Origin of the sequence: Chryseobacterium sp. Marseille-Q3244 (genome assembly GCF_940807095.1) — a bacterium.
GTDB lineage: Bacteria > Bacteroidota > Bacteroidia > Flavobacteriales > Weeksellaceae > Chryseobacterium.
The window spans coordinates 425406-440308 of record NZ_CALNWX010000004.1 but is presented as its reverse complement, the minus strand read 5'-3'; the positions used below and the strand labels follow the sequence as shown (position 1 = coordinate 440308).

10 protein-coding genes are annotated in these 14903 nt (G+C 38.1%); 8 read left to right on the top strand and 2 right to left on the bottom strand.

What is annotated here, in order from left to right; translation table 11 throughout:
* Window positions 1-120: 120 nt before the first annotated feature.
* The 6 genes from NBX25_RS10170 to NBX25_RS10145 all read left to right on the top strand — a co-directional run bounded on the left by NBX25_RS10170 (window position 121) and on the right by NBX25_RS10145 (window position 11093).
* A complete protein-coding gene (locus NBX25_RS10170; RefSeq protein ID WP_250253559.1) occupies window positions 121-963 on the top strand; it encodes an RteC domain-containing protein in 843 nt (280 codons plus the stop codon).
* Window positions 964-1281: 318 nt separating this feature from the next.
* Complete coding sequence (locus tag NBX25_RS10165) at window positions 1282-1581, top strand: helix-turn-helix domain-containing protein (RefSeq protein ID WP_076350974.1); 300 nt, start codon at window positions 1282-1284, stop codon at window positions 1579-1581.
* Between the two features lie 72 nt (window positions 1582-1653).
* Entirely contained in the window at window positions 1654-3117 is a 1464-nt protein-coding gene (locus tag NBX25_RS10160) for a DUF3945 domain-containing protein (RefSeq protein ID WP_250253558.1), read from the top strand.
* Window positions 3077-5161: a type IA DNA topoisomerase gene (locus NBX25_RS10155; protein ID WP_250253557.1), complete on the top strand. Its 2085-nt coding sequence runs from the start codon at window positions 3077-3079 to the stop codon at window positions 5159-5161. The genes NBX25_RS10160 and NBX25_RS10155 overlap by 41 nt, the downstream gene beginning before the upstream one ends.
* Window positions 5162-5335: 174 nt before the next feature.
* Window positions 5336-5773 (top strand): DUF1896 domain-containing protein, encoded by a 438-nt coding sequence (locus NBX25_RS10150; RefSeq protein ID WP_076350980.1) that lies wholly within the window; start codon window positions 5336-5338, stop codon window positions 5771-5773.
* Window positions 5760-11093 carry a helicase-like domain-containing protein gene (locus NBX25_RS10145; protein ID WP_250253556.1) on the top strand — a complete coding sequence of 1778 codons (5334 nt, stop codon included), beginning with the start codon at window positions 5760-5762 and terminating at the stop codon, window positions 11091-11093. The genes NBX25_RS10150 and NBX25_RS10145 overlap by 14 nt, the downstream gene beginning before the upstream one ends.
* Before the next feature lie 50 nt (window positions 11094-11143).
* On the opposite strand, the gene NBX25_RS10140 is transcribed toward NBX25_RS10145, so the two are convergent.
* On the bottom strand, window positions 11144-11986 hold the full coding sequence (locus tag NBX25_RS10140; RefSeq protein ID WP_250253555.1) for a hypothetical protein: 843 nt from the start codon (window positions 11984-11986) through the stop codon (window positions 11144-11146).
* 116 nt (window positions 11987-12102) lie between these two features.
* Window positions 12103-14088 (bottom strand): conjugal transfer protein MobC, encoded by a 1986-nt coding sequence (gene mobC / locus NBX25_RS10135; protein ID WP_076350986.1) that lies wholly within the window; start codon window positions 14086-14088, stop codon window positions 12103-12105.
* A gap of 231 nt (window positions 14089-14319) precedes the next feature.
* Here mobC and NBX25_RS10130 point away from each other — a divergent pair, with 231 nt between their 5' ends.
* Together NBX25_RS10130 and NBX25_RS10125 are read left to right on the top strand one after the other, a co-directional pair.
* Window positions 14320-14574, top strand: a complete 255-nt coding sequence (locus NBX25_RS10130; RefSeq protein ID WP_076350988.1) for a hypothetical protein — start codon at window positions 14320-14322, stop codon at window positions 14572-14574.
* A gap of 64 nt (window positions 14575-14638) precedes the next feature.
* The gene (locus NBX25_RS10125; RefSeq protein ID WP_076350990.1) at window positions 14639-14884 is read left to right on the top strand and encodes a hypothetical protein; all 246 of its coding nucleotides are present in this window, start codon (window positions 14639-14641) and stop codon (window positions 14882-14884) included.
* Window positions 14885-14903: the final 19 nt, after the last annotated feature.

Genomic DNA, 14903 nt, shown 5'->3' with positions numbered 1-14903 from the left:
TTAAACCTCTTGTAAGGCTGCAAAAGCTTTTGGAGATAAGAATACCCAGAGAAACATTAGATACAGCAGAATATGCCTTTTTAGAAATTGCTAAACCAATCGCAATAAAAGGGTTCGAAAATGAAACAATTATATAAAAATATTCTATTATCAATTGTACAACAGGAGAAGAATCTGAAGCGAAGTACGAAAAGCACCATTGAAGAAGCTTATCATATGGTTTCTTTTCTTCGCCAATTATTAAGCGATCTTAAAACCCAAATTGCTAAAAATGGTTTTGCTACAGCCGACGACGAAGTAGTCTTTTTTAAGACTGTCAAGCCCGAGATTTTAGGAAAACTCATTTACTATAATAAGCTTGTCCGTTTGGAAGTTATTAACCCGGAACTTTATGATTTGGTACAAGCTTATTACAACGAGCAGATCAAACTTTTAAACAAAGAATATAAAAAGCACCTGGAGAGTTCGGATTTTTACTGGTATTATCGTTCTGGCCGATGCGACAAGGACAATTCATATTTTAGATTGGGCAATATTAATTTCTTCGATGGTGTAGACAGTTTTTTCTTTGAAGTTGATATTGAGTTTTCTACCTATTATGATTATAAAGTCGCTCAGATCATAGCGATGGACTTGCTTTTTTCCTATTATTTGTCGAAAATTAGTCAGAAAGACTCCAATAACACCGGCAGTTCCCCTATGCCTGAAAATGGAAGTTTTTCTTGGACGGATTCCAAGAATGCGTTAATTGAACTGATTTATGCACTACATGCAGCAGGTAGTGTGTCTAATGGAAGAGCTGGCCTGCGAAAAATGAGTAAACTATTTGAGGAAGTGTTTGAAATCAAATTGGGGGATATTCATCATGCATTCCATCAGATGAAGTTCAGGGCAGGAGAGAAAACCAGCTATTTACTTTTCTTAAAAAGTTCTCTAGAACAATATATGGATAGAGAACTTTAAGGTAGGTAGTAAATCTATTGTACAAGACAGGTAATCAAATCGATGACCTGTTTTTTTATTGCCGAAATTTATGCTGTCCTGTTATACTGAATTTATTCGTAGAATAACTAACCTGAAATTTACACAGCTGGCTTCGACAGTTCATACTTTTAGTATGTACCAATATACTAGTCATAGGATACCAATGCAAACTGGCGCCACTATTAAAAAAATAACGAAAAAAAAGTTCATTTCTCTTGGTATATCCTTGGTACTACCTTGTACGATTTAGCGGAAAATCAAGGCCAATTTTGGTATGTAAACCAAATGTAAAAGGCTATGAATATAGATCGAGTTGAATTCCTCGCGTGGATGGATCGTATCATGAAGCGATTCGATATACTCGCAGGGGATCTTGAAATCCGCGACAAAAAGAGATTGAGTATCGACGGTGATGAACTGCTCGATAATCAAGACGTGCTTCAAATGCTAAAGATCACTTACCGATGTCTTCAGCGTTACCGTACAATCGGCAGAATAAAGTTTTTCACTATCAGTGGTAAAATTTATTACAAGAGTTCTGATGTGCAACAGTTTATTAGAGACAGTTATCACGGCGGAAAATATAGGCAAAAATAGGTTTCTAACGGAATAGATATAATACTGTAACGATTCCCATTCTACTTTCGATAATCTTAAAACTTTTTTATTATGAACGAACAAACAATCACCGACGAAAAGGTAGCCAAAGCGTTAGAGCCGCTGTCCGATATCCTATTGGTTCTTGACAAAGTTAAGAACAGGATCGAAGCTGTAAAAGGAGTAAATAAGGATGGGAAACTGGAAACAGGAGAGCCCAAACAGAAGAATTTGCTGGATTTTATGCGCGTAGACAAAAGCGATATTTTCAGCAATTTCTTTTCTAATTTCTGGCGAAAACTCAACGATCCTACAGGATACAAGTTTTTTAAAATTGCCGACATCGATATGGAGGCGGTAGCGAAGAAATTACAATCTGCGCTCGATAATCCAACACCGGAAGGAAATAAATTGCTGGACGCATTGGAAGTGAAACATGACAATAAACAAAAAAAGCAGGATATGGAAACGAAACAAGAAGTTAATCAAGGGAAAACCAAAGATGATGCAAAAAATGTGAATCGTTATAATGCAGATGAAATTGACTGGAATACAGCTCATAAATTTGGCTTGAACAGGGAGCTGTTAGAGAAAAATGGACAATTGGACAAATTGCTAAAAGGATACAAATCAGATACAATATTTAAGATTGAAGGAAATTTTGAAGGGCTGGCATTAAAAGGTGATGCTCGTCTTTCTTTAAGACAAGTCGATAATAAGATTGTTATTTTGACGCATGGTATACGACATAAAGCTCCTTTGGAAAATCCTTTTTATGGCCATAGGTTTACAAGAGAGGATAAGGAGAACCTGATAAAAACTGGAAATATGGGACGGGTGGCTGAACTGACGAATACACAGGGTATTACAGTAAAGTCATTGATCAGTTTGGATAAATATACAAAGGAGCCGGTATCATATCCGCTTGAATGGATTAAAATCAATGATAAATTTGGTGGCGTAAAGTTAAGTAAGGAACAAAAGCAGGAACTCATGGAAGGAAAGCCCGTGCTCGTTGATGGTATGGTAAATACAAAAACAGGGGAACTGTTCAGCCAAACGTTGCAGTTCAGTGCGGATGACAGAAAAATTGTATTTGCTGGCAATAAAGAAACCCTAAATATTGAACAACAGCTTACAAGGGTAATTCCACCCGTCTTCAGAGACCGACAGCTTAGCGAAAAAGAACAGGATCAGCTAAAAGAGGGTAAAGCTATTTATCTGGAAGATCTTGTCATTAGGATCAAAATAGAATATATTCAGGTTACGTCTTCTACAATGAACAAAAAGGAAAGGTTGATTTCTCCTTCCAGAAACCTCATTTGGAAAATCAGCTGGAGCAAGTCCTTGGTGATACAAATCAAGAGAAGAAACAGCGACAATCTCCGGTGCAAAAAGATGATTCAAAACAGGCCGCACGTAATACTGCAAAGACTGATGCCCAAGAAAGAAAGACACCTACAAGACGACCGAAACTTCACTAAAGTAAGCCATTATGAAAGCAATCTTAGCAGAAAAGCCTTCTGTAGCACATGAACTAGCCCGAATTGTAGGAGCGACTGAAAGAAAAGATGGATATTTTTTGGGGGGTGATTTTATGGTCACATGGGCTTATGGACATCTTGTAGGACTGGCGATGCCTGCGGACTATGGAATAAAGGGATTCAACAGGGAATCCCTTCCTATCATACCAGAAAATTTTATGCTTACCTGTAGAAAAGTAAAGGCTGGTAATGGTTATGATTACGATGAAGGTTCAAAACGGCAATTAGAAATAATTGGCGAAGTTTTCGAAAAGTGCGACAGCATTATTGTTGCTACCGATGCAGGTAGGGAGGGTGAAGTAATTTTCCGATACATATATGAATATTTAGGCTGCCATAAATCATTTGAGAGGCTTTGGATCAGTAGTTTAACAGAGAAAGCAATCATAAGCGGATTAAACAATTTGAAGTCCGGGGCTGATTTTGATGGTCTTTATTATGCGGGACGCGAGCGGTCACAGTCTGACTGGATGATCGGGATCAATGCCACGCAAGCCCTTACGATCAGTTTAGGGGATGGTTTATATTCTTTAGGACGTGTTCAGACACCTACTTTATCGCTTATCTGCAAAAGATATATAGATCATAAATCGTTTGAAGTAAAAAGCTATTTCCAGATTGAGCTGGAACATCAAAAAGAGGGTATTATTTTCAAGAGTTTATCGGTTGATAAATGGGAAGAACGAACTAGAATAGAATCTGCAATAAGATCTATTGAGCGTGCAGGAACTGTACTTGTTGTGGATGTTGAAAAGAAATCCGGTTCCTTGCAGGCACCATTACTTTTTGATTTGACAGGCTTACAAAAAGAGGCCAACAGGAAGCTGGGTTTTTCCGCGGAAAAAACACTGGAAATAGCGCAGATCTTGTATGAGAAGAAATTGATAAGTTACCCCCGTACGGGATCAAAGTACATTCCCGAAGATGTCTGGAGCGAAATTCCAAATCTGATTGTCGCTTTAGGGGCTTCCAACGCTTTTAAAGAAAAGGTTGAAAAAGTTAAATGGGAGAGATATAACAAACATATCGTCAATGATGTAAAAGTGACTGACCATCATGGAATTTTAATAACGGAGAATATACCTAGTATTTTGAACGCGCAGGAAAATGCACTGTATGATATGATCGCCTGCCGACTTCTTGAAGCTATTTCACCAGCCTGCCATAGGGAAACTACTTCGGTAACGTTAGAAATCCTACATTATAATTTTGCAATTAAAGCAATAAAGATTACTTCCCCAGGCTGGAAGCTGATCAATGGAAATTTTAATGAAGACGAGGAGGACAATGTTTTTGACCTGCCGGAACTCCACAATGGCGATCTCTTACAGGTAACCGCTGCGACGCTTCTTTCCAAAAAAACAAAGCCACCTGCATTATATACTGAAGCAGAACTTCTATCAGCAATGGAAAATGCCGGTAATACCATTGCGGATATTGAGGAGAGAAAGGCACTTAAAACCATTGGAATAGGTACACCAGCTACCCGTGCTTCGGTTATTGAAACGCTTTTCGACAGGGATTATATCCGCCGGGAGAAGAAGTCGATCATTCCTACTGAGAAGGGCCTTCTTGTTTATCAGATCGTAGCGGATAAAAAGATAGCAGACGTGGCTATGACAGCGCAATGGGAACTTGCATTTGAAAAGATACAGAATAATGAAATGTCTGCTACGGAATTTCATGGAGAACTTGAAAAGCTGACACAAGAGGTTACCAAAGAACTGTTGACCGAGAAAATTGCTGAGGCGGGTCCTCAAGATCTATACTGCCCAAAATGTAGTAGTAAAGCCTATTTGCGTGAAAAGGTAATCAAATGCTGTAGTGATGAATGCGGATGGATACTTTTTCGAAAGGTGTGCGGAATACAATTAACATATAAAATTGTAGAAGCTTTGCTTACCAAGAAAAGAACACCATTGATCCGCAAGATGGTCGGTCACAGTGGAAAGCCATTTGATGCCTATATTGTGTTATCGGAGGACGGTACTACTTCTTTTGAATTTGAGCAGAAAAAGAAACGAAAGTTCAGATAATTTTCATGATGTGATTTGGTGTGAAGCCTGAGATCCCCGGTGATTTCAGGCTTCTTTTTTTTACCTCATTTTTTCAATTAGGAAAATGACGGACTTCTTAGGTTAGAATACCTCACAAACTGCATTACGAGAGCTTCTGTGGCTAGGTTTACCTGACAAGTAAACAATTGACACATGAAAAAAGAGCAAAAGGATTTTTCCTACTACCAATTAAAGCTACAGGAACATATAGAAGCGAGTTTTCCTGAGAAATTAGAGGATACAAAATTTATCGGCCAACGGGCTCGATGGGCGGCCAATGCGTATGAAGGAGCATTCAGGTCTGGCAATGGCGTTCACAAATGTGATGAAATAGCCGACTATATTTTGTATGAAGGTCTACATTTTTCAAAATACGACAGTCTATTTGATGTCCTGACCAATGAGTTTACAGATCTGTTCTTTGACTTTGAATATCGGGACTTTGCATTAAAAATACTTCCTATCTGTGCAGAGGTTTTTGCAAAGTATGATCTAGCCGATGATTTTGCATATTCAAATGATTATGACCTGCTATATACGGAACTGACAGGTTTCATCGCGATATGGATCGAAAAGAATGGCATTCAATAAGAGGCAGCACCTCCAGCAGAATATTGATGCCCTGAAAATTGCTTTTCTGTTGCACAAAGAAAAAAGGGAAGGAAGTTCGGAGGAGCTAAGACAAATGTCGTTGTATGCCGGATTTGGAGGACTGAAATTTATCCTAAATCCAGCAGAGTCTGTTGATGACATTGAGAAGTGGAGTGTGGCTGACCGACCTCTTTTTGAGTTAACGAAGACACTCTACGATCTGATATTGGAGAACAGCGAGAATGACAGAACATATAAGCAATATATAGATGGAATAAAGGCATCAATTCTGGATGCCTTTTATACCCCTGTACCCATTTCAGAAACGATTTCAAAGGTTTTAATTAATAATGATGTAGAGATTCAGACATTATTGGAACCATCAGCGGGTGTAGGTTCATTCATCAAACCATTTTCAAACCTTCCTGATCTTGAAATTACAGTATATGAACAAGATCCACTCACAGGTTTGATCCTAAAATTATTGTACCCACAGTCTAAGGTCAATGTCGAAGGTTTTGAAAATATAGGAATGAAGGAGGATGGTAAGTACGATGTAATTCTTGGCAATATTCCATTTGGAAAAACTTCTGTGTTTGATCTTTCTTATTCAAAAGGAACTGATCTGGCCCGAAAAGCTTCTATTTCAGCGATTCATAATTATTTTTTTTTAAAGTCCACAGATAAGTTACGGGAAGGAGGAATTTTGGCATTCATCACTTCTCAGGGAGTGATGGATAGTCCTTCCAATCAAGCGATCCGGGAAGTGTTGATGAAAGAACATCATTTGGTTTCTACGGTAAGATTGCCAAATAACCTATTTGATGAGGCAGGCACTTCAGTTGGAACGGACCTCCTTATTTTACAGAAAAGAACTGAAAACAGGGAATTGTCCCAGAGGGCCAGAGATTTCATAAAAAGCGGAATCAAGCCGGGCGGAGAGAACTGCAATCTACTTTTCTATAATCCTAATCACATTGTTTATACCAAAGCTGTTGTCGGTACCGATCAATACGGTAAACCCGGTACAGTATATCTACATGAAGGGGGACTGGCTGGTATCGGTGAAGATCTTGCGAAAAAGCTTGTGGCTGATTTTAAAAATTATTTTAATCCTGATTTGTACAGAAAATTTCAAAGAGCCAAATTATCAGATTTCAGTGCTTCGGAGAAAAAAATAACTTCTACGGTAAGCGATAAATTATCATATAATCTACCTGATACGACCACATCAAATGCAGTTCAGCTCAACCTTTTTACAGAAGATGAGATTGCTAAGTCTACAAAGTCACCAACAAATAGGAAAAAGCGAAGCAATACGCCAAATAAGCCCACGGTAACTGAACAGTTGTCACTGTTCGCGGAGAATTTGGATGAACAGGTGCGGTCACAGAATACTACAGTAAAAATAAAGCCTTCCAGCGTAGATAAGAAGCAAGATGGCGGGAACAAACACGTTAAAGCAGTTTCCATGGTTTCCTTATTTCAAGATAATGAGGAACAGCGTAGTTTGGAACCGCAGGTTTTTGATGCTGAAGTTAAAAGCTACTATCGAGAGGATACCCTAGTTAATTATAGGGGACATGTTGGCAGGATCAAACGAAATACACGCGATGGAAATTATAGTTTTAAACCAATAGCGCTTAGCGAGATCCAGCGAAAACGAATTGATGCCTATATAAAAGTAAGGGACTGTTATAATGATCTGTATAATTACGAAACTAAAAATCAGGAAGAGGATAGTACCAATCGGGGACTCCTGAATAAGCTCTATGATGATTTTGTCAGAAGATATGGTCATCTAAATGCTGCCGAAAATATTAAGGTTATAAAAATGGATCCCTCGGGCAATGAAATTCCCTCACTTGAACGGGTTGTCGGAGGTGTAATCCATAAGTCGGATATTTTTGACCATCCGGTTAGTTTTGCAAGAATGAAAATCTCTGAGGCTTCTCCGCAGGAAGCTTTGTCGGCTTCTTTGAACCGCTCCGGTAATGTTGATATGAGGTATATGGAACAGATCAGTGGTCTGTCTTCTGATGCATTAAGAGAAAGCCTACAGGGACGTATTTACTATAATCCGATAAGTGGCGAGCTGGAAGTCTCTCAAAAATTTCTTTCTGGTGATGTCGTTGAAAAAGCAAAACAAGTAAAAGCTTACATTGTCGATAATCCTAATGATCAGGAAGCTCTAGTAAGTCTTGAAGCACTTGAAAAGGTACGGCCTGAGCCTATTAAGTTTGAGGCTCTTGACTTTAATCTGGGAGAACGCTGGATCGGAACCGATATCTATAATCGTTTTGCTACCCATCTTTTTGACACAACGATTAGTATTCATTATTCTGAAAGTAGTGATGACTATTCTGTCAGTGCAAAATCCAGCAATCTGAAGATCACAGAAAAGTATGCGGTGAAATCCGAAAGCCGCAGTTTTGACGGTTTGAATTTATTGCGACATGCACTTGTTAATACTACCCCAGATATTACAAAAACAGAATATTTGGCTGATGGTACGGCTGTGAAGGTGCGGGATATGGAGACTATTCAGGTTGCCAATACGAAGATAGATGAAATCCGTCACGAATTTACAGAATGGCTCTATCAGCAGGACGATGCGTTCAAAAATGAACTGACAGAACGGTATAATGAATTATTTAACTGTTATGTACGACCGCAATACGATGGTAGCCATCAGAGCTTTCCCGGACTGGATCGGAGGGCGGTGAACATTGAGGACCTCTATGGCAGCCAGAAAGATGCTATCTGGATGGTAAAATCCAATGGCGGAGGAATTTGTGATCATGAAGTGGGAGCTGGCAAAACGCTGATTATGTGTGCAGGGGCCCAGGAGATGAAACGATTAGGGCTTGTCCATAAACCGATGATTATTGCATTAAAGGCAAATGTGCATGATATTGCCAAGACCTATCGGGAAGCTTATCCCCATGCAAAAATACTTTATCCCGGAAAAAAGGACTTTACCCCACAAAAGCGGCTTAAGATTTTTGGCGATATCAAGAATAACGATTGGGACTGCATTATTCTCACGCATGATCAATTTGGGATGATCCCCCAGTCGTCAGAACTTCAAAAGGATATTCTACAGGCTGAACTGGATGGCGTGGAGCAAAATCTTTCAGTCTTAAGAAGTCAGGGTAAAGATATTTCGGGTGCTATGCTTAAAGGAGTAGAAATCCGTAAGAAAAACCTGAATGTTAAACTAAAGACCTTAGAACATGATATAGAAAACCGAAAAGATGATGTTGTGGACTTCAAAATGATGGGGATCGATCACCTTTTTGTGGACGAGAGCCATAAATTCAAGAACCTTATGTTCAATACAAGACATGAGCGTGTTGCCGGTCTGGGCAATTCGCAAGGCAGTCAAAAAGCACTTAATCTTCTTTTTGCCATAAGAACAATCCAGGAAAGAAGCGGTAAGGACTTAGGGGCAACTTTTCTTTCGGGAACGACCATTTCCAATTCACTGACCGAGTTATACTGTCTTTTTAAGTATCTACGTCCAAAAGCATTGGAACGTCAGGGTATTAATTGCTTCGATGCCTGGGCTGCGATATTTGCGCGAAAGTCCATTGATTATGAATTTTCTGTTGCAAATAATATTGTGCAAAAAGAGAGATTCCGTCATTTTATCAAAGTACCCGAGCTGGCACAATTCTATGCAGAGATAACCGATTACCGTACTGCTGAAGACATTGGTATTGACCGGCCTGTAAAAAATGAGATATTGTATAATATCCCACCAACTCCGGATCAGGAGATTTTCATCAAAAAATTGATGGAATTTGCTAAGTCTGGAAATGCAGAATTGCTTGGAAGGCCACCATTAAGTCCGACAGAACAAAAAGCCAAAATGCTGATTGCTACAGATTACGCGAGAAAAATGTCGCTGGATATGAGGTTGATTTCATCTAAATATGCCGATGATGCTGGAAATAAAGCCTCTGTATGTGCCGCAAACATAACTAAATATTACAGAAAGTATAATGCTCAGAAAGGTACGCAGTTCGTTTTCTCAGATTTAGGAACCTACAAGCCTGGTGAATGGAATATCTATTCCGAGATAAAGCGAAAGCTTATGCAGGATCATGATATTCCAGTTGATCAAATTCGGTTTATACAGGAGGCCAAGACGGAGGATCAACGTAATGAATTGATAAAGGCCGCGAATGATGGAAGGGTAAGAGTTCTTTTTGGTTCTACAGATATGCTTGGAACTGGTGTTAATGCACAGAAAAGAGCAGTTGCAGTACATCACTTGGATATTCCATGGCGACCGTCAGATCTTGAACAGCGCAATGGCCGCGCTGTCCGCAAAGGAAATGAAATCGCGAAATTCTTTGCCAATAATACAGTGGATGTCTTTATTTATGCTGTTGAAAAATCGCTGGATGCTTATAAGTTTAATACGCTTGCTAACAAACAGCGATTTGTTGGTCAGTTAAAAAGTAATAGTCTAAGTGTGCGTACTATCGATGAGGGAGCGATGGATGAGGTTTCCGGGATGAACTTTTCGGAGTATGTTGCCTTACTCTCAGGAAATACTGATCTATTGGAAAAGGCAAAAGTAGAAAAGAAGATTGTGGCGATGGAAAATGAAAAAAGTGCTTTTTTACGGTCTAAATGGAGTGCAGGCTCCAAACTTGGATTGTTGCAAGAGGAACTGGAAGGGCGAATTTCAAAGTTGGAAAGATTTATAGTTGATAGGGATAATCTTCAAAATCGTATTCTTAAATCTTCTGACGGTACTCTATTAAATCCTATACAATTAAATGGGCTGGCAAAAAATGCAGGAATTACCGAAATTGGTTCATATCTTAATAAAATTGCTTCAAACGCCCGAACAGGCGGTGATTACGAAGAAATTGGTTCTCTCTATGGTTTTCGTATTCTTGTAAAAACGGAGATTCGGGAAAAGGAGAATATAATGGAAAGGGATAACCGTTTTTATATCTGTGGAGAGGGGAATATAAAATACACTCATAACAATGGAATTATTGCTGCAGATCCTGAAAAGGCTAGCTTGAATTTTCTTAATGCCCTAAAAAAAATACCACGTTTAATTGACGAAGAAAAAGTACAGATAGAAGTCATAAAAAAGGACAAAACTATACTGGATGATATTGTAAATGGTGAGTGGAATAAGGAAAAGAATCTAGCTGGTTTAAAGACTGAACTTGCAGCAGTGGAGCGTAACATTCAGATTTCGTTGGATGAAAGCAAAAACAGAATTGTTAATTCAGAAGACGGACAAAACAAAATAGAAAATACTAAAGTAGTCAATAAGCATAAGATCTAATTTTAAAGTTCCTTTAGAAGAAAAATGTGAATTGCTGTACAATTAATGGTTTATCGTGAGATTCCTAAGCCGTTCTTTTTGACTTTATCGGCAGACAGCTTTAGAACCGGTGATTTTCCGTCCAGCGTACCAGGCAACTCTCGATATAGTTTCCCCTTATTTATAGAATAGCACAGAGAACCTTCTGTATTATCTTTCCCAGCCAGTATCTTTAGTTTTTTAATATTATCTATTTCAAAACCGTCTATTTTGTTGGGAATACTATTGATATTTTTAAGCAGTTGCTTATACAGGATATTTAATTCCCGATCATTCTTTGATTGTAGAGCTTTTAAAATATTTTCAATCTGACGGGAATTCGCTGGCAATACGGAAAGGTACGCATTCTTTGGAAAAAGAGAAATAAAATCCTTATGAAGAATTGAAATTTCAGCAGGTTCAAAAATGCAATATTCTACTTTATCCCTGGCGAATCCAGCTATAATATGATCGTAACCACGTTCTTTAAACATATTGAGGTTATCTTGTGAGTTAAAGGCTTCCATAAATTCCATATATTCCCCTAATCCGATATTATCATCTATAAATTCCAATGCTTCATTAGGATCGGTAATATCCTCTTCAAATATAATATTAACAATGTCGGGTGCTTGGTCAGTGCAGCCAAAGACATCATCCAAATTCAGGCATTTTTTTAGGTGAACCTGACACTCAAAGACTTTTTCACCAAAAAGTTGTGCTATACCAATTTCCTCCGTTAAATGAATACCCCGATGACAATTGTCTCTATCTGTATTTTGGCCTAGATATTCTAGTGAAAATTCATTAAAATAGCTGTTGGTTCCGTGATATAAGGTTTTAGTTGTAGATTGTCTAGGTTTGATTGAATCCATATTAAATTTATTTTTTTTAATTTCTATTGGTAAATGGTAGGTTCGTTATGATCAGTGGGAGATAGGAGGGTACATTCTCAGCCTATGCTCTCGGGTTATCCTTCATCGTATTGAAATCATTCCTGTCGGATTAAATGAGCCAGTTCAGGATCATTTTCAATTCTCGTCAATTCGTTCGAAATTATAATCGAAACATCCAATTTTATCTGCCGGTAATTTTCGTTAATTTCCTGTTCCATAATATCTGCCCCAGATTCGGATAGAAAGGATCGTATCTGTGGAATAGGCTTATAATTTTTCGTTTCATTAGCTACCTTTTCTGTATCGACTATGATCTGGGCGTGAAATATCTTTTGTTCTATTTTTTCACCAAAATTGTCCGCTACGGCTCCGACGAACATACCCTGTGATAAGGTTGAAATCTTTGATGCAGGAATCAAACTATCGAGCTGTGTGGAAATCGAAGAACTGGTATCATTTCTGTTTATACTGATGGATTGTCTTTTTTGTACAATTTTCCCGAACCTTTCTGACAATGTTTTTGCAGTGTCGCCAACCACTTGTCCCGCGAAAATATTACCTACTATATTTTGGATTACTTTAGATTCTTTATCGCCATAATCTCTCGTTAACATTGAAAAGTCTTGTAATCCCAAGCATACGGATATTAAATTACTTCTGGCGGAGGCAATCAAGTTATCCAAGCCTCGAAAATAAATTTGGGGTAGCTCATCGATAATCAGGGAGCACTTTAGCTGCTTTTTTTTATTGATTAGACGAACAATTCTTGAATTATAAAGTCCTAGCGCAGCGGAATATATATTTTGCCTGTCCGGGTTACTACCAACACATAAGATCTTGGGTTCATTTGGATTATTTATGTCAAGTGAAAAATCATCTCCGGTCATTACCCAATATAATTTTGGAGATATAATTCTTGATAATGGTATTTTTGCGGATGCGATCTGACCCTGTAGCTGGTCTTGCGCTCCACCTTCCCACGCATCCAAAAAAGGGCTTAAGTAGTTCTCAAGTTCTGGATAGCTTGTCAGAATCGTAAATAGATCGGAGTATTTCTTATTCAGAAGTTCAATGGCATGGGGAAACGTACAATAGATACCGTTTTGATATATCTTGAGGAACCAAATAATGGAGGCGAGAAGAATGATGGGTGATTCTACAAAAAAATCTCCCTGTTTCTGAATCCATGTCCTGTTTAAATTTAACATTATCGTATACGCAGATTCGTACGCATCGGAAATATCACTCAAAAATGAGGGGCTTAAAGGATTACATCGATGACTGCGACGTGGATCATCAAAGTTTAAGACGTAAAACTGTGGTTTGACGTTATACTTATCATAATGTTTTAACAAATGGTTATATACGATTAATGAAAGATCGTCGAATTTGAAATCGAATACATACATAGAGAATCCTTTCTCAATGTGCTGCTTGATATAATTGTTTATAATAGCATAACTTTTTCCTGATCCTGGAGTACCGGCGACTATTGCAGCACGGAAAGGATTAACAACATTTATCCATCCATCGTTCCATTTTCCTTGATAATAGAATTTTGTAGGTAGATTAACGGAGTATTCATTTTCGATAAGGCGGGTTTCCTGCATGAAACTTTCATTTTCGTTGTTAAAAGGGTCGTCCATTAACCTGTTTTTTAGGAGTCTGCTCATCCATAAGCCAGCTACCATCAGCAGGACAAATCCCGCTGAAGTGGTAAGCATATACAGAGGATTGGAAATTTTAAGGAGTGGAAAATTTAAAAGAAAAAGAACTGAACCGGATATCAGGCATATGTAAATGTTTTTCCATTTAATTTTTTCATTTTTTACACCTTTGGTCCCAAGGCAGCTGAGCGCCAATAAGATCAATGCAAATACTTTGCTATATTGCGAATTGTCGAACAGGCCGGCTGTCCTTTGAAAGTTCTTTAATATCCTTTCCAGAACCTCAAGTGTCCATCCCTGGTCGTAGAAAAAAGAATAACAGAACCAGTAGAAATTCATAAGTACCAATAGGATACTAACCGCACGCATAAAGGCCATAATTTTGGCTAATCCTCGCAAATCGTCTTCTTGCATAAGTGAAAATTTTCACCATAGATATTATCTCTGCGGATGAAAATTTGGGAAGTTGTTCCAAGCGGTATAAGTTGTCCTGTAATGTCTTATATCAAGGATAAAAACAAGTTTTTAGAGACACGAAAAATTGGTTTGAATGTGGGTTTTTAAAATTGGAATATTTTCAGAGAATTTCTATTTTGAGACAAAATTCATATTATTAAAAAGAATTTCGAAAGTAAATATATTATCATGCTGGATACAATCGGACAATATGAAGAACATTTTAATAAGCAGACTTTTAGGATTACATTTAAAAACCGTGATTTCCAGATTGTTTTATTGAAAAAAGATTTAACGAAGGACCAAGAAGAATTTTCTGTTTTATTAGATGGGCTGGTTCAGACTCTTATTAAGCGAGATGGAAAATGGCATTTTGCACATGGCGAAGATAAGGATCTGGCAGAAGACATCTGGCGCCAAATAGCTCTTCGTTATAGGTTATGATATCCAAGTTAGCCTAATCGTCTACATTTTTGGGAATTCAGTCAATAAAAATTATAGGTCATTTATGAAAGTAGATTTGAGGATACCTAAAAAGTTTGTTATATACCAAAAATGGTCGGTCTTTTCAAATTTTGATAATGAGGTGGATTATAATGTGGCATCGTGGATACAGGGAAAGAATTACTGTGCTGAATTTACGGCCAGTAATTTTCACGGGCTTGTATGGTGGAATGATGAACTGGGATATTGGTGCGATGAAATATGGCAGGATCGCGTCCATAAAAGTTCATATATGGCAGAGAGATTATAAGACCGTATTCAGGAAATGT

What these genes read in the sequence shown, in the direction of transcription:
- NBX25_RS10170 (WP_250253559.1), top strand. Translation starts at nt 121, where the DNA reads ATGAAACAATTATATAAAAATATTCTATTATCAATTGTACAACAGGAG.
- NBX25_RS10165 (WP_076350974.1), top strand. Translation starts at nt 1,282, where the DNA reads ATGAATATAGATCGAGTTGAATTCCTCGCGTGGATGGATCGTATCATG.
- NBX25_RS10160 (WP_250253558.1), top strand. Translation starts at nt 1,654, where the DNA reads ATGAACGAACAAACAATCACCGACGAAAAGGTAGCCAAAGCGTTAGAG.
- NBX25_RS10155 (WP_250253557.1), top strand. Translation starts at nt 3,077, where the DNA reads ATGAAAGCAATCTTAGCAGAAAAGCCTTCTGTAGCACATGAACTAGCC.
- NBX25_RS10150 (WP_076350980.1), top strand. Translation starts at nt 5,336, where the DNA reads ATGAAAAAAGAGCAAAAGGATTTTTCCTACTACCAATTAAAGCTACAG.
- NBX25_RS10145 (WP_250253556.1), top strand. Translation starts at nt 5,760, where the DNA reads ATGGCATTCAATAAGAGGCAGCACCTCCAGCAGAATATTGATGCCCTG.
- NBX25_RS10140 (WP_250253555.1), bottom strand. Translation starts at nt 11,986, where the DNA reads ATGGATTCAATCAAACCTAGACAATCTACAACTAAAACCTTATATCAC.
- mobC (WP_076350986.1), bottom strand. Translation starts at nt 14,088, where the DNA reads ATGCAAGAAGACGATTTGCGAGGATTAGCCAAAATTATGGCCTTTATG.
- NBX25_RS10130 (WP_076350988.1), top strand. Translation starts at nt 14,320, where the DNA reads ATGCTGGATACAATCGGACAATATGAAGAACATTTTAATAAGCAGACT.
- NBX25_RS10125 (WP_076350990.1), top strand. Translation starts at nt 14,639, where the DNA reads ATGAAAGTAGATTTGAGGATACCTAAAAAGTTTGTTATATACCAAAAA.